Source organism: Actinophytocola sp. (assembly GCF_036002505.1).
In the GTDB taxonomy this organism is placed as follows: domain Bacteria; phylum Actinomycetota; class Actinomycetes; order Mycobacteriales; family Pseudonocardiaceae; genus DASYTH01.
This window is the reverse complement of record NZ_DASYTH010000218.1, coordinates 1-21,123: the sequence shown is the minus strand read 5'-3', so window position 1 is coordinate 21,123 and position 21,123 is coordinate 1. Positions and strand designations below refer to the sequence as shown.

Genomic DNA, 21,123 nt, shown 5'->3' with positions numbered 1-21,123 from the left:
GCCCCCCTCCAGGCTTGATCAGGCGCGGACCACCTCACGCACCGCGGCGTAGTGGCAGGCGGACCGGTGCGTCGTCGCCCCGGGCACCAGGTTCAGCGGCGGCGGCTCCTCGATGCACACCTGCCGCTCGGACTCGGACAGCTGCTCGAACTTCCAGCAGCGGGTGCGGAACCGGCAGCCGGACGGCGGGTTCGCCGGGTTCGGCACGTCGCCGCGCAGCACGATGGTCTCGCGCAGCCGCTCCACCTTCGGGTCCGGGATCGGCACCGCGGAGATCAGCGCCTGGGTGTACGGGTGGTACGGCCGGTCGAACAGGTCGTCCCGGCTGGCGATCTCCACGATCTGGCCGAGGTACATCACGGCCACGATGTCGGAGATGTGCCGCACCACCGACAGGTCGTGCGCGATGAACAGGTAGGTGAGGCCGAGCTCGTCCTGCAGGTCCTCGAGCAGGTTGACGATCTGCGCCTGGATGGACACGTCCAGCGCGGACACCGGCTCGTCCAGCACCACGAACTTCGGGTTGAGCGCGATGGCCCGGGCGATGCCGATGCGCTGCCGCTGGCCGCCGGAGAACTCGTGCGGGTAGCGGTCGGCGTACTCGTCGGCCAGGCCCACGGTGTCCAGCAGGTCGCTGATCGTGGACTTGGTGACCTCGCTGCCGAGCAGCTGGTACTTCTCGGACAGGATCTGCCGGATCGTCATCCGCGGGTTCAGCGACGCGTACGGGTCCTGGAAGATGATCTGCATGTCGCGCCGGGCCCGGCGGAGCTTCTCCTTGCCCAGCTTGGTGACCTCGAGGCCGTCCAGGTTCACCGTGCCGCTGGTGGGCTCCACGAGCCGCAGGATCGCCCGCGCCGTGGTGGACTTGCCGCAGCCGGACTCGCCGACCAGGGCCACCGTCTGTCCCTTGTGGATGGTGAGGGAGATGTCGTCGACGGCCTTGACGTGCCCGATGACCCGCTTGATGAAGATGCCGCTGCGGATCGGGAAGTGCTTGACGAGGTTGCGCACCTCAAGCATCGGCGTGCCGTTGCCCGACAAGGTGCCCACCGCGCCCGGCGAGACTGCCCCCTGCTCGGTCATGGCGTGACCACCCTCTCCTCGTAGGCGATCGCGACCCGGTCGCTGTGCACACAGGCGGCGACATGCCCGTCGCCGCCCACCGGCTCGAGGACGGGTATCGCCGCCGTGCACTTCTCGGTGGTGAACGCGCAGCGCGGATGGAACGCACAGCCCTTCGGCACGTTGGCCAGGCTCGGCGGCTGACCCTTGATCGGCAGCAGCCGCTCCTGCCGGCTGAAGTCCATCCGGGCCAGGCTGGACAGCAGGCCGAACGTGTAGGCGTGCCGGGGCTGGTAGAAGATCTCGTCGGTGGTGCCGGACTCGACGATCCGGCCGGCGTACATCACGTTGATCCGGTCCGCGTGGCTGGCCACCACCCCGAGGTCATGCGTGATCAGCACGATCGCGGTGTTGCGGTCCTCCTGCAGCTTCGTCAGCAGCGCCATGATCTGCGCCTGCACGGTCACGTCCAGCGCGGTGGTCGGCTCGTCGGCCAGCAGCACCTGCGGGTCGTTGGCCAGCGCCATGGCGATCATCGCGCGCTGCCGCATGCCGCCGGAGAACTCGTGCGGGTACTGGTTGAGCCGCACCGCCGGGTTCGGGATGCCGACCTCGCCGAGCAGGTCGAGCGCCCGCCGCTTGGCCACGGTCTTGCTGACGTCCTGGTGGTTGCGCACCATCTCGGCGATCTGGTCGCCGACCTTGAAGACCGGGTTCAGCGCGGTCAGCGGGTCCTGGAAGATCATGGCGATCTCCTTGCCCCGCAACCGGCGCTGCTGCTTCTCCGGCATCCTCATCAGCGACCGGCCGCGCAGGAAGATGTCCCCGGTCGGGAACGTCGCCGGCGGGCTCTGGATCAGGCCGAGGATCGTCATCGCGGAGACCGACTTGCCGGAGCCGGACTCCCCGACGATCGCCATCGTCTCGCCCTCGCTGATCGACCACGAGACGCCGTCGACCGCCTTGACCGTGCCGCGGTCGGTCTTGAAGTGCACCCGCAGGTCGCGGACCTCGAGCAGCGGGGCCGAGGCGTCAAGGCCGATGTCTTCCACCACCACGCGCGGGTTCTCCTATCGCAGCTTCGGGTCGAGGGAGTCGCGCAGCCCGTCTGCCACGAACGCGAACGCGAGGACGGTGATCACGATCGCGATGCTCGGGAAGACCCACAGGTAGCTCGATCCGGGAACCTGGAAGAACTTGAATCCGGCCGCGATCATCCGCCCCCACTCGGGCTCGTCCGTCGGCACCCCGATACCGAGAAAGGACAGTCCGGCCATGGACACGATGGCCACACCGATCCCGGTGAACGCGTACACCAGCACGGGTGCGATCGAGTTCGGCAGGATGTGCCGCAGCACGATGCGCGGTCCGGGGGCGCCGATCGACCGGGCCGCCTCGACGTACTCGGCCTCGCGGGCGGCCAGCACCTGGCCGCGCATCAGCCGGCCGGTGGTCGGCCAGGCCAGCACCACGAGCACGATCACCACCGGATAGACGTGCTGGCGGCCGGGGTCGAAGGCGCGAATCAGGATGATCGCCGCGATCAGGTACGGGAACGCCAGGAACACGTCGGTGATGCGCATCAGCAGGCTGTCCATAGCGCCGCCGAGATAGCCGGCGATCGCCCCGAGGGTGACCCCGATCAGCAGCGAGCCGACCATGACCGAGAGGCCCACGATGAACGCCAGCCGCAGCCCGTACAGCAGGCCCGAGAACAGGTCCCGGCCGAGCTCGTCGGTGCCGAACCAGTGGTCGGCGCTCGGCCCCTCCAAGGTGTTGATCAGGTTCTGCTCGAACGGGTCGTACGGCGCGAGGAACTGCCCGACGACGGCGAGCACGAACAGCACGCCGATGACGCCCAAGCCGACCATGGCGAGCTTGTTGCGCTTGTACCGGCGCCAGACGTCGGCCCACTGGCTGTTGGACCGCCGCTTGACCGGAACGTCCTCGCCGACCGGGATGACCTCCTCGACGGCCGGTTCGGTCAGCAGGGCCTCGGCGGGGAACCGGAGGTCGGCGGGATCGGGTGTGGTGGTCACCGGTAAGTCACCTCGCTCAACTCAACCTGATCCGCGGATCGAGGTAGGCGTAGAGGATATCGACGATCAGGCTGAGCCCGACGAACACGATCACAGCGAACGCGGCGACCGCCATGATCACCGGGTTGTTGTTGTTCTGGATCGACTTGAACAGGAGCAGGCCGACCCCCGGATACAGGAAGATCGTCTCGGTGATGATCGCGCCGCCGAGCAGGGTGCCGAACCCGATACCCATGTAGGTCACCACCGGGATGACCGAGTTGCGCAGCGCGTGCCGGCCGATGACCGTGCGCTCGGACAGACCCTTGGCCCTGGCCGTGCGGATGTAGTCGGCGCGCATCACCTCGAGCATGGACCCGCGCATCAGCCGGGCGACGAACGCTGCGTCGGTGACCGCCAGGGCGAGCGCCGGAAGTATCACCTCGGCCAGCCAGAACGGTTCCTCCCCGAACGCGCTTCTGGGTACCGCCGGGAAGAAGAAGTGGCCGGTGACGTTCGCCCGCAGGCTCAGGCCCAGCACGAACACCGGGACGCCGAGGGCGAGCGTGGTCAGGATCGTGACCAGCACGTCCCAGAACGTGTAGCGGAACACCGCGGCGATGATGCCGGCGATCACCCCGATCAGGATGTCGAGGACGATCGCCACCAGGGCCAGCCGGACGGTGTGCGGCAACGCCTCACCGAGCATGCTCGAGACCTGCCGGCGCTGGTCGTAGTCGATGCCCAGGTCGCCGGTGAACATGTTCTTCAGATAGATCACGAACTGCAGCGGCAGCGGCTTGTCCAGACCGAACTTCGAACGCAGCAGCGCCTGGGTGTCCGGCGGGACCACCTTGTCCCCGCTGGACGAGAACGGGTCGCCGATCGCGAACAACGCCAGGAAGATCGCGGCCATCGCCGCGATGATCACCAGGACGCCCTGGGCCATCCTGCGGATGATGAACTTGCCCACTGCGAGCTCCGGCCTCGAGACGGTTTGATTATGGCTGATGGCCGGCGAACCCCGGGATACGGGATCCGCCGGCCACCACGTTAGTTCACTTGATGCTGATTACCGAGATGTCAGCGTTCTCGTTGAAGTCCATCCGGCAGTTGATGAACTTCGCGGTGTTGCACAGGCGGTTCTGCGTGCGGACGAAGGTCGGGATCAGGGCGAGGTCGTCGCCGATGGCGATCTTCTCGGCCTGCTGGTACAGCTTGGTCCGCTCGTCCTCGCTCTTGCTGGCCTTGGCCTTGTTGAGCAGGTCGTCGAACTGCTTGTTGCAGTACCGGGCCCGGTTGTCGCCGACGACCGGCTTGCTCAGGTCGCTCGGGTCGTCGAGGCCGGTGGCCTTGCAGCTCAGCAGCGGGGCCAGGAAGTTGCCCGGGGTCGCGTAGTCCGCGCCCCACGCAGCCCGGTACAGGCCGGTCGCGTGCGGAGCCTGCTCGTTGTTGAGCAGGTCCTTGAACTGCACCGCGGTCAGGTTGACCTTCAGGCCGAGGTTCTTCTCCAGCTGCTGCTTGTAGGCCGCCATGTACTCCTCGTGGCCGCCACCGGAGTTGAACTGCATGTTCAGCTCGGTGCCCGGGGTGAGGCCGGCCTCCTGGGCCAGCTTCTTGGCCTGCTCGAGGTCGAACTTGCAGAAGCCGCAGACACCCGCCTGGTAGGCCTTCTTGAACACGCCGGGCACGAACGAGGTCGCCGGGATCTGCGAACCCTTGAACACGCCTTCGGCGACGGCACCGCGGTCGAGGGCCAGCGAGATGGCCTGCCGGGCCTTCACGTTGTCCAGCGGCTTCTCGTGCAGCATCGGCAGCAGGTAGTTGATGCCGTTGGTGTTCTTGCGGATCCACTGGCTCTTGGGCTCGTTGTCGGAACGGGCCTTGGTCAGCGCCGGCACCGGGATCCGGGCCCAGTCGAACGTGCCGTTGTTGAAGCCGTCGTACTCGTCGTTGTTGCCGTTGGGCACGATGGTGAACTCGACGGCGTCCAGGTAGGCCTTCTGGCCGTAGGCGTAGTCGTCGTTGCGCACCAGCTTGATGCCCTTGTCGTGCTGCCACGGGCCGGCCATCTTGAACGGGCCGTTACCGAGCGGCATGTCGTTGAACGCCTTGTTGTCGCCGGCACCGGCCACCTTGGGCAGCGGGGCGAAGACGGTGTGGTACGTGCGCAGGTAGAACTCGCAGTCCGGGTCGGTCAGGGTGACCTTCAGCTTGCCCGGGTCGGACGCGTCCACACCGGAGAACGTGGTCGCGGTGCCGTCCTGCAGCTCCTTGAAGCCCTTGATCGGCTCCATGTGGTAGGCCACCTCGGAGGCCGACGCCTTGGCCGCCTCGCGCTCCCAGGCGAACTTGAAGGACTGGGACGTGACCTCTTCACCGTTGGTGAACTTGGCGCCGGCCTTCAGCGTGAAGGTCCACTCGGAGCAGTCGTTGTTCGGCTCCCACTTGGTGGCCGCGCCCTCCTTCGTGGCACCGTCCGGGTCGACCTTGATCAGGCCGGTGAAGATGTACTGGGCGATGTTGATGCCCTCGGACTCCTGGGCGTTGACCGGGTCGATGGCGGTCGGCTCGGTCAGGCCCTGGCGGAACGTGCCGCCCGGCTTGCCCGGCTGGATCTTGACCTCGGCGGTCTCCGGCCAGCCGGCAGTCGGCTGGGCATTGTTGCCGCCCTGGTTGCCGCCGCTCGTGCCGGTGTTCTCCTTCTTCGCACAGCCGGCGAGCGCAAGCCCGGCGACCGTCAGGCCCACCGCGGCACGCAGCCACACTGATTTCGTACTCAAGTCAATCCTCCATGAGCGAGCACGCACGGGGGCGGGCGTGCGCCCGGTTTTGTCGTTGCACATCGTGCACGGAACCCGTGGATGCCGCGCGACGGGGGCTCTCGGGGGAAGCGTCCGTCGCATCGCGATCGATCATGACGTGCACGCCGTAACGAACCTCTGTCTGCATCCTCGGATCTTGTGACGCGTTCGCACCGTTTGGCGGGCGCGCCGTTGCAGGACGTTAGGAACAGGAAAGGCCGCGGTCACCTGTCGGAGTACGATCGTGACCAAAGGGTGACACGTTGACGGCAACGCGCGACCCTTCCGTTACTACGGGACACCGGGCCTAGGTTAGCGCGCTGGCCCCACCCGCTTGTCAACCCGCCGAACGGCGCAGCGCATTACCGGCGAAAACAGAATTGCGCAACTGGCACAGCGAGGGTTATTCGCAACGCCGGCCCAGCGAGGGTGGGCCGCCGGGCGGTGTTCGCCACCGGACGCGAGGGCCGGCCGCTTGAGGGCACTGCGGCGCGGAGCGCCACGATGAGCGGGTGAGGCGGGGCAGAGGATGGTCAGCCCGAGCGGTCGGACCCGTGACCAGCGCTGCCATGATGACGACAGACCGCGAACACCGCACGGCACGCTGGCCCGCCGAGTGGCCGGCCCACCACCAGCCAAGCCTGGCCAAGCTCTGCCAGGTCCGTGATCGTTGTGAATGTTCCTCGTTTCGGAAATAGGACGCAGTTGGATGCAAACGGGATTCCACTATCCGGCATCCGGGCGATCAGCCGGTACGCGCCGGCGCAACTCCTCGATGGCCGCCGCGATTCGCCGGACTACGGGTTCACGCCCTTGCTCGGCCGCGCGTATCCGAGCCCGTTCCAGTAGCGCCAGGCCGCGCACCGGATCGGTCTCGCCGGTGATCATGCCGAGCTGGCGGAGGTCGCTCAGCTCACCGGACCGGTCGCCGAGCTCGCGGTGCGTGGCCAGCGCCTTGACGCACAGCGCCGCCGCCTCGTCCAGCGCCCCCTGCTGGCGCAGCAGCTCCGCCTTCTCCCGCAGGCAGGACGCTGCCCCGGCGCGGTCGGAGAGGCCGGCGAACCCCCGCTCGGCCCGGTCGTGCCAGTGCTGCGCCGACGTGATGTGCCCGCGCAGCTGGTTCGCGATCCCGAGCCAGTAGCAGGTCCAAGCCACGTCCCGGGAGTCGTTACCGGCCTCGAACCCGTCCAGCGCGGTGCGCAGCAGGTCCTCCGCCGGCGCCAACCGGCCCTCGTAGATCCGCTGGATGCCCAGCTGGTAGCGGATCTGCGCGCGGCCGAGCTCGTCGTCGAGCTCGGCGAACCGCGCGGCCGCGAGGTTGTAGTAGCGGACCGCGGCGCGCGCGTGCCCGCTCTTCCGGTGCGCCACCCCGAGCAGGACGTACACGTAGGCCACGGACAGCGGATCGGCGCCGGTGTCCAGCAGCCGGCGGGCCCGGTCCAGCGTGTCCAGTGCCTCCGGCAGCCGGTCCAGGTAGACGTACAGCTCGCCCAGGCCGCGCAGGGCGTACGGGTCGGTGCCGCCGGACGCGTCGAGCACCGCCTGGTGCGTGATCCGCCAGCCGGCCCAGTCGCTGTGCGCGGCGAAGAAGCTGCTCAGCGCCACGGCGAGCTCGGTGGCCAGGCCGATCCGGCCGGTGTCGCAGGCGATGCGTACCGCGGTGATCAGCAGCCGGCGCCGGGCGACGAACCAGGCCATCGGATCCGCGGGCGGGTCCTCGGCGTCCGCGGGCCGCCACCGCGGCGCGAGCGCGGGCGGCGGCGGGTAGAAGCGGTGGTTGAGCGCGGCCTCGGCCCGCTCGACGCGGTCCAGGCAGGCGCCGAGGAGCCGGCCGGTGGCGGCGCCGGCTTCGGGGTCACCGCTGGCCCTTTCCTTGGCGTGGTCGCGAACCAGGTCGTGCATGACCAGTGTCCGCTCGCCGGTGCCGTCGGTTCCGGCGTCGGTGAGCAGGTTCGCCGCGAGCAGGTCGTCGATGATCCGCTCGGCCGCGGCGAGGTCCACTCCGGCCAGGGCGGCGACCAGCCACGGCGCCGAGCGGGTCAGGTCCAGCATGGCCAGCCGGCTGAGCACGGCCTGGTGCACGGCGGTGAGGCCGCGGTAGCTGAGCTCCAGGCTGGAGCGGACCGCGACGTCGCCGACGGCCAGCTCGCCCAGGCGCCACCGCTCGTCGGTCAGCCGGGCCGCGAGATCGTCCAACCCGCTGCGCAGCCCGGAGGCCAGGCGGGCGCCGGCGATCCGGATGGCCAGCGGCAGGTTGCCGCAGGAGGAGGCGACGCGCTCGGCCACCGCCCGGTCGGCATCCACCCGGTGCGCGCCGACCAGGGCGCGCAGCAGCTCCAGCGCCTCGTCCGGGCGGAACGGCTCGAGCTGGTGCAGCCGCGCGCCGGCCAGTGCGGCCAGCCGGGACCGGCTGGTGATGATCAGCGCGGCCGCGGACGTGCCCGGGATGAGCGGGCGGACCGCCTCGGCCGACGGCGCGTCGTCGGCCAGGATCAGCACCCGGCGGGTGGCCAGCTTCGACCGGTAGAGCGCGGCGCGTTCCTCGGTGGCGTCCGGGATCGCGCCGCCGTCCACGCCCAGCGAGCGCAGCAGCTGGCCGAGCGCCTCCCGGGGTCGCACCGGGCGTTCCGACATGCCGGCCAGGTGCAGGTAGAGCGCGCCGTCCGGGAAGTAGCCGCGGACCCGGTGCGCCACGTGCACGGCCAACGCGGTCTTCCCGGTGCCGGCCATGCCGCAGATCACGGCCACCGCGGGGGCCGGCGAGTCGAGGGCGGTGAGCTGGGCTTCGAGGGCGGCGCGGTAGGCCCGCCGGCCGGTGAAGTCGGGCAGCTCGGCCGGCAGCTCCATCGGCGCGGGGTAGGCGCTGGGCTGGCCGGACCGGTCCCGGACGGTCGACCAGGCGCGCTCCCAGGCGGCGATCATCGCGTCGGTGTCCCCGCCGCAGCTGTCGCTGATCGCCTCCACCACCCGGCGCGGCGGGAACACCTTGCCGTTGATGTAGCGCTCCAGTGACGACTTGCTGTACCAGGTGCGCGTGGCGAGCTGGGCCAGGCTCAGCCCGGCCCGGTCCTTCATCCGGCGGAGCTCCTCCGCCAGATCGGCACCGTCCGAAGGCGGCATGCCGTCATCACCCCCAGGCACATACGGCGAACCGGACCGTCCCAGATCGTCCCATCTTCGCCGGTCCACGTGGACATCGCGCGCTCAGACCGGTCAGCCTGGACCCCTGCCCGCTCCACTGGGGGTGCCGCCGAGCCCGCGCATGCCCCCCTCCGTGCCTGGGCTCGGCGGCACTGTTTCGGCCTGATTCAGTTCGGGGTGCGGCGCCATTCGGGGGCTCCGGGGAAGGGGCCGGCGAGGGGCGGGCCGGGGGTGACGCCGGACATCTCCGCGCGCACCGCGAGCGTGTCGGCTTCCTGGTACAGCGGAACGGAAACCGCCTGGCGCCAGAGCGCCGGTTCCACTGTGGACAGTGCGTCGGCGAGGGAGACAGCGCCGGTGAGGGCGGCGTCGATGGTGGGCTGGATGGCGGGGTCGCAGCTGCCGGTCGGGCTCAGCGGCGCGGGGGCGGAGCCGTCGGACCGGTTCACACAGCCGAAGTTGGTGGCCATCGCGGTGGCCGGGTCGCCGCCCGCGGGTTGCGGGGCAAGCACCAGGTTGATCGTCTCCTCGGTGCTGGGCGCGGCGGTGAGCTGGCTGGTGATCAGCACGTCGGCCGGAGCGGTGATCACCTTGCTGGCCACGCCTTCCACGGCGAGCTGGCGCTGCACCTCGTAGGCCATGGCGACGTACGGCTGGCGTTCGGCGGGTGCGGCGATCACCAGGGTCAGGGCCCGGCCGGCGCGCGTCCAGGCGCCGCTGACCTTGGCATAGCCGGACTCGGTGAGCAGCTGGGCGGCAAGGTCGCGGTTGGGCTTGACCGGCGGGCCGGCGGGCACTGTCGGGGTGTACCCGGGCACCGCCGGGGCCAGCACCTCGGCGTCCGCGCGCAGCCGCGACGCCGGCCCGTTGCCGGTGCCGATGGCGATCAGCGGCTCGCGGTCGAGCAGCGCCACCAGGGCGCGGCGCACGCCCTCGGCGGCCAGGTCCGGCCCGAGCGGGCGGAGGATCAGCGCGGCCACGGTGGAGCGGGCCACGGCGTGCACGCTCACCCCGGTGCCGAGCGCGGTCAGCATGGTCGCCCCGGCCGCGTCCGCCTGCAGCAGCGCGAGCTGCTCGTGCCCGGCCCGCAGGGCGTCGGCCACGGCGGCCGGGTCGCCGCGGCGCAGGATGATCCGGTCCAGCGCGGCCGGCCGCTCCCAGTACCGGTCGTTGCGTTCCAGCACGATCTCGCCGCGGTCCCGGTCCAGCGTCTTGACCGCGAACGGCCCGCCGCTGGTCGGGTAGCCGTCCTTCAGCGCGTTCGCCCAGCCGCCGGGCACGTCCTTGAGCAGATGCGCCGGCACGAGCCCGGTGAACAGCGACCGCCAGCCCGGGTACGGCTTGGCGAACGTCACCTCGACGATCTTCCCGGCCTCCCGGGCGGCGATGTTCGAGATGAGCTGGTAGCCGGCGGCCCCGATGGCGCCCGGCGCGCTGCGCAACTGGTCGCGCAGGTAGACGAAGTCCTCCGCGGCGATCGGCGCGTTGTCCGCCCAGGACGCCTCGGGCCGGATCTGGTAGGTCACCGTGTAGGGGTCGGCGCTGGTCACCTCGGCGGAGACCATCAGCGTGGTGTCCAGCCGGGCGGTGCCGTCCGGGGCGGGCCGGAACACCGACGGCAGCAGCAGAGTCGCCAGCGCCGTGGTGACCGCGGACTGGTCGGAGACCTTGTGCGGGTTGAGCCCCCCGGTCACGCTGTCCACCCCGACGACGACCTCGCCCGGGTTCACCCGCCGGCTCGGCGTCGTGCTCGCCACCGGCGTGGTCACCAGCGGCGGAGGCGGCGCGTTGGTGCAGCCGGCGAGCGCGACGAGACCGAGCAGCGCCGGCAACAACCGGGCGGTTCGACCCACGTCCACCTCCCCAGGCCTGTAACGGGTCGCGGCACCAGACTTCCAGAGTGCCCCAAACCCTTTTCCTCCGGGAGCGGTACCGCCGGTGGGGCGACGGGGCGGCGAGGGCAATGCCGGTTGCCCTCATGGGCACACCCGCGGCGCTGGTTCATGGGGCGGCGAACGGTTTCACTGCGGGGGTGGATCTGGATCGCGTCGCTCGGATCCCGGACGGCCGTCGCCGGGGCCCGCCGGTGGTCGTACCGGCGGCGATACCGCGACGTGGACCGAAGGACATGCGCGCGATCCTTGCCCTGCAGCGACTCGCCGGCAACGCCGCGGTCGTTTCAGCCGTGACGCCGAAGATCGTTCAGCGCTGTGGCGGCGAGGTGCATCCGGGCTGCTCGTGCGCCGAGGAGAAGCCGCAGGAGTTCAGGCATGCTCAGCGGCTCGTGGTGCAGCGCGCCGACATCGACTTCCGGCCGTTGACCTGGGCGGACTTCAAGGGAAGTCCGTCCAGCGGCTTTCCGGCCACCACCAGGTCGGACATTCGTAAGCTACCGAACCTCAAGCAGGCCAAGGAGATCGTCGACACCGGCACGGACTGCACGCCACCGAAGGCCAAGCAGCGCAAGACCGAGTTCACCGTGAAGATCTCCGTGGATCCGGCCATGTTCGACAACGTGAAGGCGTTCTTCTCGCAGGAGCAGTCCGGTGCGGAGCCGGACCTCAAGAAGGGTCTTGTAGCGGCCACCGCCCGGCAGGTCACCAAGTGCCAGCGGGAATTCGACCGGCAGCTCGCGGAGTTCAAGACGCAGGCGGCGGCGGACTGCAAGACCCTGGCCGGCCAATGCAAGCAGGCATTCAAGTCGGGCAGTACGTCGTTCACCATGACCGTCGGGGCCACGGCCGTAACCGCGACCTCCGCCAAGGACTGCGCCAAATCGTTCGTCACCGACTGCAAAGCGGCCGAGCTCGCGGGCTTCACCCCCGGCTCGTTCACCTTCACCCACACGGCGGGCGGCAGTGCCACGGCAGCGACCAGAGCCGATTGTGTGACGAGCTTCAAGGCGTCGGTCGACACGATCGACAAGGCTGAATCGGCCCGCCTGCTGAATCACGAGCAGGTCCATTTCAATGTCACCAACAGCATCGCGACGAAACTCCAGGCAGATCTGCGCGCGGCCGCGGCGACGATGTCCGTGGAAATGACGGAGTGCGGCAAGGCGAAAGCCCTGGCGAGCGCGGCGACGGCGTTCGCCGCGCTCAACCCCGCTACCAGGCTCACGGAACTCTTCAACGACGCGAGGAAGGATCTGAAGACGAAACAGAAGGACTACGACGACAGCACCAACCACGGGCTGATCCAGAAGGAACAGGACAAGTGGAACAAGAATTTCCCGTGAACGCCGCGTCAGGCTTTCACGAGGCGTACCGACGGATCGGCGTCACCGTGCAGCAGTCGACCGAGACGACCGCGCAGACCTACGCGCTGGCCGAGTTGCTGATCGCCAAGGGTGTCATCGGCATGGACGAGTTGGACCGGGCCAGGCGCGGCGTGGAGAACCGGCTCACCAAGTCGGCCGAGGACGCCGGCATGGGCGTCCAGCTTGCCGATGAGCCGGACAAGTACGCGCTGTCCGAGGCGGAGGAGGTGCGGATCGACTGTGCGGCCCGGTACGAGCTGTGCCACGGCGCATGCTGCAAGCTTCGCTTCGCGCTCAGCGAGCAGGACATCCACGAGGGAATGGTGCGATGGGACCTGTCCGCGCCATACCTGAACCTGCAGCGCGCTGACGGGCTGTGCGTGCACTCCAATGCCCAGACCCACCATTGCGACATCTACGCCCAGCGCCCCGGCGTCTGCCGGCGGTACGACTGCCGGCAGGACAGGCGCATCTGGCTCGACTTCGACAACCGCCAGATCAACCCCGAACTGAATGCCTGAGCATCAGGCGCGGTCGCGGGTTTTGGCGCGGGAGCGTTCGCGGGCGCGGGTGGTGCCGTCCAGGATCACCTTGCGGATCCGCACCACGTTCGGTGCCACCTCGACGCATTCGTCGGCGTGGCAGAACTCCATCGCCTCTTCCAGGCCGAGGTTGCGGGGGCGGGCCAGGCGCTCCAGTTCGTCACCGGTGGAGCTGCGCATGTTGGTGAGCTTCTTCTCCCGGGTGACGTTCACGTCGAGGTCCTCGGCGCGCGGGTTCTCGCCGACCACCATGCCCTCGTAGACCGCCGCACCCGGCTCGACGAAGAACGTGCCGCGGTCGGCGAGCTGGAGCATGGCGTAGGCGGTGACCGCGCCGGACCGGTCGGCCACGAGGGAGCCGCTGTACCGGCTGCGGATCTCCCCGGCCCACGGGTGGTAGCCCTCGAAGATCGCGTTGGCGATGCCGGTGCCGCGGGTCTCGGTGAGGAACTCGGTGCGAAACCCGATCAGCCCGCGGGACGGCACCACGAAGTCCAGCTTCACCCGGCCGGTGCCGTGCCCGCCCATGTGCTCGAGCCGTCCCTTGCGGGTGGCCAGAAGCTGGGTCACCGCACCGAGATGCTCCTCTGGGACGTCCACGGTGAGCCGCTCGAACGGCTCGCACAGGGTGCCGTCGACGGTGCGGGTGACCACCTCGGGCTTGCCCACGGTGAGCTCGAAACCCTCCCGGCGCATGGTCTCCACCAGGATCGCCAGCGCCAGCTCGCCGCGGCCCTGCACCTCCCAGGTGTCCGGCCGCTCGGTGGGCAGCACCCGCACGCTGACGTTGCCGACCAGCTCGGTGTCCAGGCGCGCCTTCACCAGCCGCGCGGTGAGCTTGGTGCCGCCGCCGCGCCCAGCCAGCGGTCCGGTGTTGACGCCGATGGTCACCGAGATCGCCGGCTCGTCCACGGTGATCCGCGGCAACGGGCGCGGATCGTCCACATCGGCCAGCGTGTCGCCGATCGTGATCTCCGGAATGCCCGCGATGGCCACGATGTCGCCCGCGCTGGCCTCGGTGCCCGGCACCCGCGCGAGTGCCTCGGTGATCAGCAGCTCGCTGATCCGGACGTTGGCCACCGAGCCGTCCGCCCGGCACCAGGCCACGGTCTGGCCCTTGCGCAGCCGCCCGGCATGGATGCGGCAGAGCGCGATCCGGCCGAGGAAGCTGGACGCGTCCAGGTTGGTGACCAGCGCGCGGAGCGGGGCGCCCGGGTCGCCGGTGGGCGCGGGCACGTGCTCGAGCAGCGTGTCGAACAGCGGGTCCAGGTTCTCGCTGTCCGGCATGCCACCGTCCGCGGGCGCGGTGAGGCTGGCCCGGCCGGCGCGGGCGGAGGCGTAGACCACCGGCAGGTCGAGCACCGACTCGTCCACGTGGTCAAGCTCCTCGGCCAGCTCCAGCAGCAGGTCATGGGTCTCGTCGACGACCTCGGCGATCCGCGCGTCCGGCCGGTCCACCTTGTTCACCACCAGGATCACCGGCAGGTGCGCGGCGAGCGCCTTGCGCAGCACGAACCGGGTCTGCGGCAGCGGGCCCTCGCTGGCGTCCACGAGCAGCAGCACACCGTCCACCATGGACAGTCCACGTTCGACCTCGCCACCGAAGTCGGCGTGGCCCGGGGTGTCCACCACGTTGATGGTCACCGTTTTTCCGCCGCCGTGCGGGTCTGCCCGCCGCACGGCGGTGTTCTTGGCGAGGATCGTGATGCCCTTCTCCCGCTCCAGCTCGCCGGAGTCCATGACCCGGTCGACGCCTTCGGAGCGGTGGGACAGCGCGCCGGACTGGCGCAGCATCGCGTCGACCAGCGTGGTCTTGCCGTGGTCGACGTGGGCGACGATCGCCACGTTGCGCAGGTCGGTACGGATGAGTACGGCCGTCCCGGTATCGGCGGCAGGCACAAGTGCTCCTGTTTCTTTCGTGGGGGAACGGCCGCTTCCCAGGATAGCCGGGCCCTTGGTGTGAGCCGGACCATGCGGCACACTGAGCAAGGTAAACCTAACCTAATCGGAGTGTGCGTGAGCGAGCTTGCGAGCGAACCATCGAATACTGCCCTGTCGCCGAGCTTGCGAGGCGACAGGGCAGCCATCACCGAGCGTGCGAGGTGAATGGCGTGGCGAAGACACCGGCGGACCGGGTCCGTAAGTTGATCAAGGCTGGCAAGCTCAAGAAGAAGTGCTGCCGGTCCTGCCCGCGGTGCAAGCGGTGCCCGGTGCTGGCGCTCAAGAAGGCGAAATCGGAGTTCAGGAAGGCGGCCTGACCCCGCTACCATGGTGCGCATGACGCACAACACCGGACTGTGGTGGGCCGCCGACCGGCGGCCGTGACGGTGTTGACCAATGCCAGGCCGCCCGGACGGGCGGCCTTCGTCGTGCACGGGGCACTCCGCACGGGTGGCGCGAACCTGAAGGAGTGCGAGCCATGGCCCGACTGTCCGCGATCACCCCGTCCGGGCACGCCCACGTCGGCAACTACCTCGGCGCGGTGCGGCGCTGGGCCCGCGAGGGCAGCCCCGGCGACCTCTACCTGGTCAGCGACCTGCACGCGATGACCACCCCGTACCACCCGCAGAAGCTGCGCGCCCGGGCCCGGGAGATGCTCGCCGTGCTCGTCGCCAGCGGGATCTCCCCGGACCAGGTGTTCGTCCAGTCCGACCTGGTCCGCGAGTTGGGGGCGCTGACCTGGTTGCTGGAGTGCACCTGCGCGTACGGCGAGGCGGCCCGCATGACCCAGTTCAAGGAGAAAACCCAGGGCGACGGCAAGGCCGCGGTCCGGGTGGGCCTGTTCACCTACCCGGTCCTGATGGCCGCCGACATCCTGCTGCAGGGCGCCTCCGAGGTCCCGGTCGGCGATGACCAGGCCCAGCACGTCGAGCTGGCCCGCGCCCTCGCCCGCCGGTTCAACGGCACCTACGGCGAGGTCTTCACGGTGCCGACGGCCGTCACCCCACCGGTCGCCGCCCGCATCCGCGACCTCGTCGACCCGAACGCGAAGATGGCCAAGTCCGCCGGCGACGCACCCGGCGTGGTGTTCGTCCTCGACGAGCCCGACCTGGTGCGCCGCAAGGTGAAACGGGCCATCACCGACAGCCTCGACCGCCTCGAGTACCGCCCGGACGACCAGCCCGGCCTGGCCAACCTGCTGGAGATCCAGGCCGCCTGCACCGGAAAGGCCCCGCGCGAGGTGGCCGCCGCGTACTCCTCCTACGGCACCCTGAAGGAGGCCGTCGCCGAAGCGTTGATCGAGGAGCTCCGCCCGGTGCGCGCCCGGACCCTGGAGCTGCTCGCGGATCCCGTTGAGCTGGACCAGATCCGGGCCTCGGGTGCGGTGATGGCCCGGGAGCGGGGGGCGCACCGGCTGGAGTCCGCGCTACGCCTGGCCGGAGTCGGCTGAGAATTTTCGACGGCGATGTCGAGAACCGGTGACCGGCTCCGTCCCCCGGTATGAGCGCGACCACAATGGGTCGCGCCAGCACCCCAGGAGAACCACGATGGCCAAGTACCTGCTGCTCAAGCACTACCGCGGCGCTCCGGCTGCGGTCAACGATGTGCCCATGGACCGGTGGACGCCGGCGGAGATCTCGGCGCACGTGCAGTACATGCACGACTTCGCGGCCCGGCTGGAGGAGACCGGCGAGTTCGTTGACGGTCAGGCGCTGGCCCCGGAGGGGACGTGGGTCCGGTACGACGGGGAGGGGCGCCCGCCGGTGGTCGACGGTCCGTTCGTCGAGACCAAGGACCTCATCGCCGGCTGGATGGTGATCGACGTCGACGGTTACGAGCGCGCCGTCGAGCTGGCCGGGGAGCTGTCGGCCGCGCCTGGGGCGGGTGGGAAGCCGATCCACGAGTGGCTCGAGTTGCGCCCGTTCTACGGCTCGTCGCCCACGATCACGGAGTGACGCACGGTGGATGAGGTCCTGCTGCGCAGCCTCACGCCGAGCGTGCTCGGGATCCTCGTCCGCCGCGGAGCCGACTTCGCGGCGGCCGAGGACGCCGTGCAGGACGCGCTGGTCGAGGCGGTCCGTGTCTGGCCGGCCGAGCCGCCGCGGGACCCGAAGGGCTGGCTGGTCACCGTGGCCTGGCGCCGGTTCCTCGACGCGACCCGCGCGGATGGCGCCCGCCGCCGGCGTGAGGACGTCCTTGACGAACAGCCGGCGCCCGGGCCCGCGCCCACGGTGGACGACACGCTCCAGCTCTATTTCCTGTGCGCCCACCCGTTGCTGACACCGTCGTCGGCGGTCGCGCTCACGCTGCGCGCCGTCGGCGGTTTGACCACCCGCCAGATCGCGGCGGCCTACCTGGTGCCCGAGGCGACCATGGCGCAGCGCATCAGCCGGGCCAAGCGCACGGTCTCCGGCGTGCGGTTCGACCGGCCTGGCGATGTCGCCACCATGCTGCGCGTCCTCTACCTGGTCTTCAACGAGGGCTACTCCGGCGATGTCGACCTCGCCGTCGAGGCCATCCGGCTCACCCGGCAACTCGCGGCCGCGATCGACCACCCCGAGGTGGCCGGGCTGCTCGCCCTCATGCTGCTCCACCACGCCCGGCGCACCGCCCGAACCACGCCCGACGGCAGCCTGGTGCCGCTCGCCGAGCAGGACCGCGGCCGGTGGGACACCGAGTCGATCGCCGAGGGCGTCGAGATCCTGCAGGCGGCCCTCGCCCGCGACCGGCTGGGCGAGTTCCAGGCCCAGGCCGCCATCGCGGCACTGCACGCCGACGCCCGGACGGCCGAGGAGACCGACTGGGTGCAGATCCTCGAGTGGTACGACGAGCTCGCCCGGCTGACCGACAGCCCGGTCGTCCGGCTCAACCGCGCAGTGGCCCTCGGCGAGGCCGACGGACCACGCGCCGGCCTGGCCGCACTCGCGGCCCTGGACGACGCACTACCCCGGCACACCGCAGTCGCGGCCTACCTCCACGAACGCGACGGCGACCTGGCCACCGCGGCCCGGCTCTACGCCGAGGCCGCCCACAAAGCACCCAACCTCGCCGAACGCGACCACCTCACCCGCCAAGCCGCCCGACTCAACGCCCGCCAGCGTCGCTAGTCCGCATCAGCGCGCTCCGCAGATACGGAACCAGGACCAGGTCTGCCGGCAGCCACCCGACCTCGTCCAGTTCGTCCGCGGTAACCCAGCGCAGGGCGTGGTGGTCGTGCGGGTGCGGGGTGGCATCGAACGGGTCGAGGTCCGCGCGGTACACCCTGAGCACGAGGCCGTCGTGGAGCGGCACATCGGGTCCGATCTGATCGCCGGCCCGCACCCGCACACCGAGTTCCTCGACGCACTCGCGGAGCACGGCGGCGCGGTCAGTCTCCCCCGGTTCGACCCGGCCGCCGGGCAGTTCCCATTGCCCCGCAACGGATTCCGGGTACGCACGTTGCTGGGCGAGCAGCGTGCCGTGCCGCACGATGGCGGCTCCGACGACGATGCCGCTCAGCCTCGCACCGCCGAGCAGAAGGCTTTCCACGCGGCGGCACCGAGAACAAGGGTGCCACCGGCGGGGTTCTTGGAATCACGTACCGCGGTGATGTTGGGCGGAAAGGCGATCTCGACGCATGCGCCGCTGGCGTTGCCACGACTGCTCTTGCGCCTGGTGCGTTCGGCGACGCTGCTTGACATGACCACTCCTGTGCTCACCCGCGATCCGCTCGATCAAAGCGTCGAGTGGTCAAAGTCTAGTGCTGTCGCGGAGAGTCGCTTCCACGCCAGTTCATATGGCCGCACATCGTTGTCGTCTTCGAGGTACAGCCCGCCGGTCAAGGTGTCCACGTACACGAAGGTCGCCCTGTCGAGCAGATTGATGATGACGTGTGGCACGCCAAGCACCACGTGGCCGCTGATTTTCGTCGGCAAGACCTGGAGCGTGAGCTTGGGGTGTTCGGCCATCGCCACCAGTTGATCAAGTCGCTCGGCCATGATCTCTGAGTTTCCGATTCGGCCGCCGCAGAGCCGATTCGTCCACAATGGACCACAGCTCGAAGTTCCTCTTGTGCCACAGTTGTCGTCGCTCGACTCTCACTTCAACGCGAGTGGTAACGGTTTCGTCGTCGGCGTTGGGGTAGCCATGCCGAATCACCGCCTCGGCGTGGCGATCGGTCTGCAACAGGCCGGGTACACGTCGACCTGGAACTCACTGATCGAGCCGGCGTCGGTCTCCAGCTCGACGTAGTCGACGAACTTGCCGAGCACGTCATCGGGGTAGATGTGCCACCAGCCGCGTTTTCGGCTGTGGCGGGCAAGTTCGGCCAGAGCGTGGGTGGTGTCCTTGTCGACGCCATAGGTCTCGCAGAGGGTGCGGGTGTCGTCGCCGCTGATGCCGACTTCGAGTGCCTCGACGCGGCTGAGCGTGGGACTGGGAGAAGCCGGTCTTCTCGCTGACCTGGATCATGGTGAGCCCGGCTTCCTCCCGCAGCCGCTTGAGTGCGGCCACCACACGCCTGCGTCGCAGGGAAACCTCGGCCCGCGCCCGCACCGCCCACGAGCGTTTCCGCAACGCGGTCGACCAGTCCAACGCGATCGTTTCCGCCCTCAGCGACGCGCAGGACGCCCTCGCCACCGGCTGCGCCGACCACAACTGATTCCGTGGGGTGTTCCATCGCCAGGACCGGAGGTGGAACTCGGTGGAACGCCAAGCAGCGGGAGTCAATTTCCAACGCTAGGAGGAGTGCGTGCGGAGAATCATGCCTTTCGCGGCTGCGGCCCTGATGGCATCCACCGTGATCACCACGTTCACCGGTTCGGCGGTCGCCGCGCCGGTGATTCAGGGTGATGGCGGGGGTGGGGGCGGGGGAGACGCGCCGGTGGTGGTCAATCTCAGGGACGTGGCCGGCATGGCGGACGTCCAGCCGGCGCGGCCGGCGGTCGTCAAGCACAACGAGTTGGCCCGGCCCGCCTTACCGTCCAGACCCACGACCGGCAGCCGCCCCGCGCTGCCGGCGAAGTCCCGTGACATCGAGGGCGGCACCGTCGACGGCACACCGACGCCGACGTTCGGCGTCATGGAGAACTTCGAGGGCATCGCCGAGGGCGCGAGCTGCTTCTGTGAGCCCCCGGACGTCAACGCCGCGAAGGGCCCCACCGAGATCGCGGAGATCGTGAACACGTTCCTTCAGGTCACCGACAAGAACGGCTCGATCCTGTGCAATGGGGGTGTCACGCTCAACAGGTTCCTCAGGACCTCGGACAACCTGTCCGATCCCCGGATTCAGTACGACCATCTCTTCGACCGTTTCACGATTTCCGTGACGGTCATACCCCCGTCGTCCTCGGCCACGCCGGCGATGTGGGTGGCGGCGAGCGACACCGGCGACGTCTGCGGCACGTGGCGCGGCTTCCGGCTCACCTTCCAGGGCAGCTCGTTCCCGTCCGGCACGCTGATCGACTACCCGATACTCGGCCAGGACACCGACTCGGTGCTGATCAGCTCGGCCAACGTCAAGCCCGGCGGCAGCGTGACGTTCACCGTGTTCAGCCTGCCGAAGAGCAAACTCTACATCGGCGCGCACGTCGATTTCGTCGCCTTTCCCACGGATGGTCTTTCCGCACCGGTGTCCAACGCCGACACCTCGACGGTCTTCACGTTCCCGTCCAGCTATTTCGTGGTCGCCGTGCCCGGCACCGGCTACCGGCTCTACCGGATGACCAACAGCGGCACGCTGAGCGCCAGCCTGACCCTGCAGGCCACGATCAGCTCGCCGTTCACCGCGCCGACCCGGCGGATCAACCAGCCGGGCACCAGCGTCACCCTCGACCCGCTCGACGGGCGAATCCAGTGGTCGCCGGTCACCGACGGCGTCTCGATCTACTTCGCCCACGACGTGTCCCTCGCCGGGTTCCCGACCGTGCGCTACGGCGCGATCAACATCACCAGCAACACGGTCACCACCGCCTTCGCGTTCCACAGCGGCACCAGCGATGACTTCAACCCCAGCATCGGGATCGGCATCGCCCCGGGCGGCGGCAACTACATTTTTCTCAACTGGGCCTTCACCGACACCAACTTCGGCGCCACCGACAACGTCGACTGGGTCCTCCCGTTCGGCGGCATCCCGAACCTGATCGCCTCCGGGCAGGTCCACTTCATCGGCAACTCCACCACCCAGACCCGCTTCGGCGACTACTCATCCGTCGTCACGGACCCGTCAGTCCCCGGTGGCAGCTGCGCGGTGATCGCCCAGCAGTACTTCAACCTCTCCCTCTGGCACACCCGCATCGCCCGCGTCGGCAGCTGCTGACCAGGGCTCAGGACCGGGGCCCGGCAACGGCCCTGGAAGCGCGGCACCGTCCGGGACC

General features: G+C 69.6%; 20 protein-coding genes. 8 read left to right on the top strand and 12 right to left on the bottom strand.

All coding sequences use genetic code 11. From position 1 onward, the window contains the following. Positions 1-18: 18 nt before the first annotated feature. The 7 genes from VGR06_RS18990 to VGR06_RS18960 all read right to left on the bottom strand — a co-directional run bounded on the left by VGR06_RS18990 (position 19) and on the right by VGR06_RS18960 (position 10,881). On the bottom strand, positions 19-1,086 hold the full coding sequence (locus VGR06_RS18990) for an ABC transporter ATP-binding protein (protein ID WP_327560432.1): 1,068 nt from the start codon (positions 1,084-1,086) through the stop codon (positions 19-21). Continuing rightward, positions 1,083-2,123 carry an ABC transporter ATP-binding protein gene (locus VGR06_RS18985; RefSeq protein ID WP_327560431.1) on the bottom strand — a complete coding sequence of 347 codons (1,041 nt, stop codon included), beginning with the start codon at positions 2,121-2,123 and terminating at the stop codon, positions 1,083-1,085. Before VGR06_RS18985 ends, VGR06_RS18990 begins: the two co-directional genes overlap by 4 nt. A 12-nt stretch (positions 2,124-2,135) precedes the next feature. Then, complete coding sequence (locus tag VGR06_RS18980) at positions 2,136-3,104, bottom strand: ABC transporter permease (protein WP_327560430.1); 969 nt, start codon at positions 3,102-3,104, stop codon at positions 2,136-2,138. Between the two features lie 16 nt (positions 3,105-3,120). Then, positions 3,121-4,056 carry an ABC transporter permease gene (locus VGR06_RS18975; RefSeq protein ID WP_327560429.1) on the bottom strand — a complete coding sequence of 312 codons (936 nt, stop codon included), beginning with the start codon at positions 4,054-4,056 and terminating at the stop codon, positions 3,121-3,123. A gap of 85 nt (positions 4,057-4,141) precedes the next feature. Then, positions 4,142-5,866 (bottom strand): ABC transporter substrate-binding protein, encoded by a 1,725-nt coding sequence (locus VGR06_RS18970; protein ID WP_327560428.1) that lies wholly within the window; start codon positions 5,864-5,866, stop codon positions 4,142-4,144. 747 nt (positions 5,867-6,613) lie between these two features. Continuing rightward, positions 6,614-9,007 carry a helix-turn-helix domain-containing protein gene (locus VGR06_RS18965; RefSeq protein WP_327560427.1) on the bottom strand — a complete coding sequence of 798 codons (2,394 nt, stop codon included), beginning with the start codon at positions 9,005-9,007 and terminating at the stop codon, positions 6,614-6,616. A 188-nt stretch (positions 9,008-9,195) separates the two neighbouring features. Beyond that, positions 9,196-10,881 (bottom strand): ABC transporter family substrate-binding protein, encoded by a 1,686-nt coding sequence (locus tag VGR06_RS18960; protein WP_327560426.1) that lies wholly within the window; start codon positions 10,879-10,881, stop codon positions 9,196-9,198. A gap of 125 nt (positions 10,882-11,006) precedes the next feature. Between VGR06_RS18960 and VGR06_RS18955 the strand changes: the two genes are divergently transcribed. Together VGR06_RS18955 and VGR06_RS18950 are read left to right on the top strand one after the other, a co-directional pair. Continuing rightward, positions 11,007-12,266 (top strand): hypothetical protein, encoded by a 1,260-nt coding sequence (locus VGR06_RS18955; protein ID WP_327560425.1) that lies wholly within the window; start codon positions 11,007-11,009, stop codon positions 12,264-12,266. Then, a complete protein-coding gene (locus VGR06_RS18950; protein ID WP_327560424.1) occupies positions 12,263-12,808 on the top strand; it encodes a YkgJ family cysteine cluster protein in 546 nt (181 codons plus the stop codon). The genes VGR06_RS18955 and VGR06_RS18950 overlap by 4 nt, the downstream gene beginning before the upstream one ends. A 3-nt stretch (positions 12,809-12,811) precedes the next feature. Here the strand turns inward: VGR06_RS18950 and typA are convergent, their stop codons facing one another. Beyond that, complete coding sequence (typA, locus tag VGR06_RS18945; protein WP_327560423.1) at positions 12,812-14,728, bottom strand: translational GTPase TypA; 1,917 nt, start codon at positions 14,726-14,728, stop codon at positions 12,812-12,814. A gap of 212 nt (positions 14,729-14,940) precedes the next feature. Here typA and VGR06_RS18940 point away from each other — a divergent pair, with 212 nt between their 5' ends. The 4 genes from VGR06_RS18940 to VGR06_RS18925 all read left to right on the top strand — a co-directional run bounded on the left by VGR06_RS18940 (position 14,941) and on the right by VGR06_RS18925 (position 17,877). Continuing rightward, a complete protein-coding gene (locus VGR06_RS18940) occupies positions 14,941-15,087 on the top strand; it encodes a hypothetical protein (protein WP_327560422.1) in 147 nt (48 codons plus the stop codon). A gap of 161 nt (positions 15,088-15,248) precedes the next feature. Next, on the top strand, positions 15,249-16,220 hold the full coding sequence (gene trpS, locus VGR06_RS18935; protein WP_327560421.1) for a tryptophan--tRNA ligase: 972 nt from the start codon (positions 15,249-15,251) through the stop codon (positions 16,218-16,220). 97 nt (positions 16,221-16,317) lie between these two features. Beyond that, positions 16,318-16,725 (top strand): YciI family protein, encoded by a 408-nt coding sequence (locus tag VGR06_RS18930; protein ID WP_327560420.1) that lies wholly within the window; start codon positions 16,318-16,320, stop codon positions 16,723-16,725. Between the two features lie 6 nt (positions 16,726-16,731). Further along, a complete protein-coding gene (locus VGR06_RS18925; RefSeq protein WP_327560419.1) occupies positions 16,732-17,877 on the top strand; it encodes an RNA polymerase sigma factor in 1,146 nt (381 codons plus the stop codon). Here VGR06_RS18925 and VGR06_RS18920 read toward each other — a convergent pair. Genes VGR06_RS18920 through VGR06_RS43935 form a run of 4 tightly spaced genes read right to left on the bottom strand, consistent with a single transcriptional unit; the run spans position 17,855 to position 18,907 of the window. Continuing rightward, a complete protein-coding gene (locus VGR06_RS18920) occupies positions 17,855-18,298 on the bottom strand; it encodes a (deoxy)nucleoside triphosphate pyrophosphohydrolase (protein WP_327560418.1) in 444 nt (147 codons plus the stop codon). The genes VGR06_RS18925 and VGR06_RS18920 overlap by 23 nt on opposite strands. Continuing rightward, positions 18,265-18,450, bottom strand: coding sequence for a DUF397 domain-containing protein (locus tag VGR06_RS18915; RefSeq protein WP_327560417.1), 186 nt, complete (start codon positions 18,448-18,450; stop codon positions 18,265-18,267). The genes VGR06_RS18920 and VGR06_RS18915 overlap by 34 nt, the downstream gene beginning before the upstream one ends. Positions 18,451-18,483: 33 nt before the next feature. After that, the gene (locus VGR06_RS18910) at positions 18,484-18,795 is read right to left on the bottom strand and encodes a Scr1 family TA system antitoxin-like transcriptional regulator (protein ID WP_327560416.1); all 312 of its coding nucleotides are present in this window, start codon (positions 18,793-18,795) and stop codon (positions 18,484-18,486) included. Next, complete coding sequence (locus tag VGR06_RS43935) at positions 18,731-18,907, bottom strand: Scr1 family TA system antitoxin-like transcriptional regulator (protein WP_414637297.1); 177 nt, start codon at positions 18,905-18,907, stop codon at positions 18,731-18,733. The genes VGR06_RS18910 and VGR06_RS43935 overlap by 65 nt, the downstream gene beginning before the upstream one ends. A gap of 340 nt (positions 18,908-19,247) precedes the next feature. On the opposite strand from VGR06_RS43935, the gene VGR06_RS18905 reads away from it, so the two are divergent. Together VGR06_RS18905 and VGR06_RS18900 are read left to right on the top strand one after the other, a co-directional pair. Next, a complete protein-coding gene (locus VGR06_RS18905; RefSeq protein WP_327560415.1) occupies positions 19,248-19,409 on the top strand; it encodes a hypothetical protein in 162 nt (53 codons plus the stop codon). Positions 19,410-19,511: 102 nt separating this feature from the next. After that, on the top strand, positions 19,512-21,065 hold the full coding sequence (locus VGR06_RS18900; protein ID WP_327560414.1) for a hypothetical protein: 1,554 nt from the start codon (positions 19,512-19,514) through the stop codon (positions 21,063-21,065). Positions 21,066-21,123 lie beyond the last annotated feature (58 nt).

Bases quoted from the DNA above. Each gene is read 5' to 3' on its own strand.
- trpS (WP_327560421.1), top strand. From the start codon at position 15,249: ATGGCCCGACTGTCCGCGATCACCCCGTCCGGGCACGCCCACGTCGGC.
- VGR06_RS18915 (WP_327560417.1), bottom strand. From the start codon at position 18,450: ATGTCAAGCAGCGTCGCCGAACGCACCAGGCGCAAGAGCAGTCGTGGC.
- VGR06_RS18900 (WP_327560414.1), top strand. From the start codon at position 19,512: ATGCCTTTCGCGGCTGCGGCCCTGATGGCATCCACCGTGATCACCACG.
- VGR06_RS18930 (WP_327560420.1), top strand. From the start codon at position 16,318: ATGGCCAAGTACCTGCTGCTCAAGCACTACCGCGGCGCTCCGGCTGCG.
- VGR06_RS18965 (WP_327560427.1), bottom strand. From the start codon at position 9,007: ATGCCGCCTTCGGACGGTGCCGATCTGGCGGAGGAGCTCCGCCGGATG.
- VGR06_RS18990 (WP_327560432.1), bottom strand. From the start codon at position 1,086: ATGACCGAGCAGGGGGCAGTCTCGCCGGGCGCGGTGGGCACCTTGTCG.
- VGR06_RS18955 (WP_327560425.1), top strand. From the start codon at position 11,007: ATGGGCACACCCGCGGCGCTGGTTCATGGGGCGGCGAACGGTTTCACT.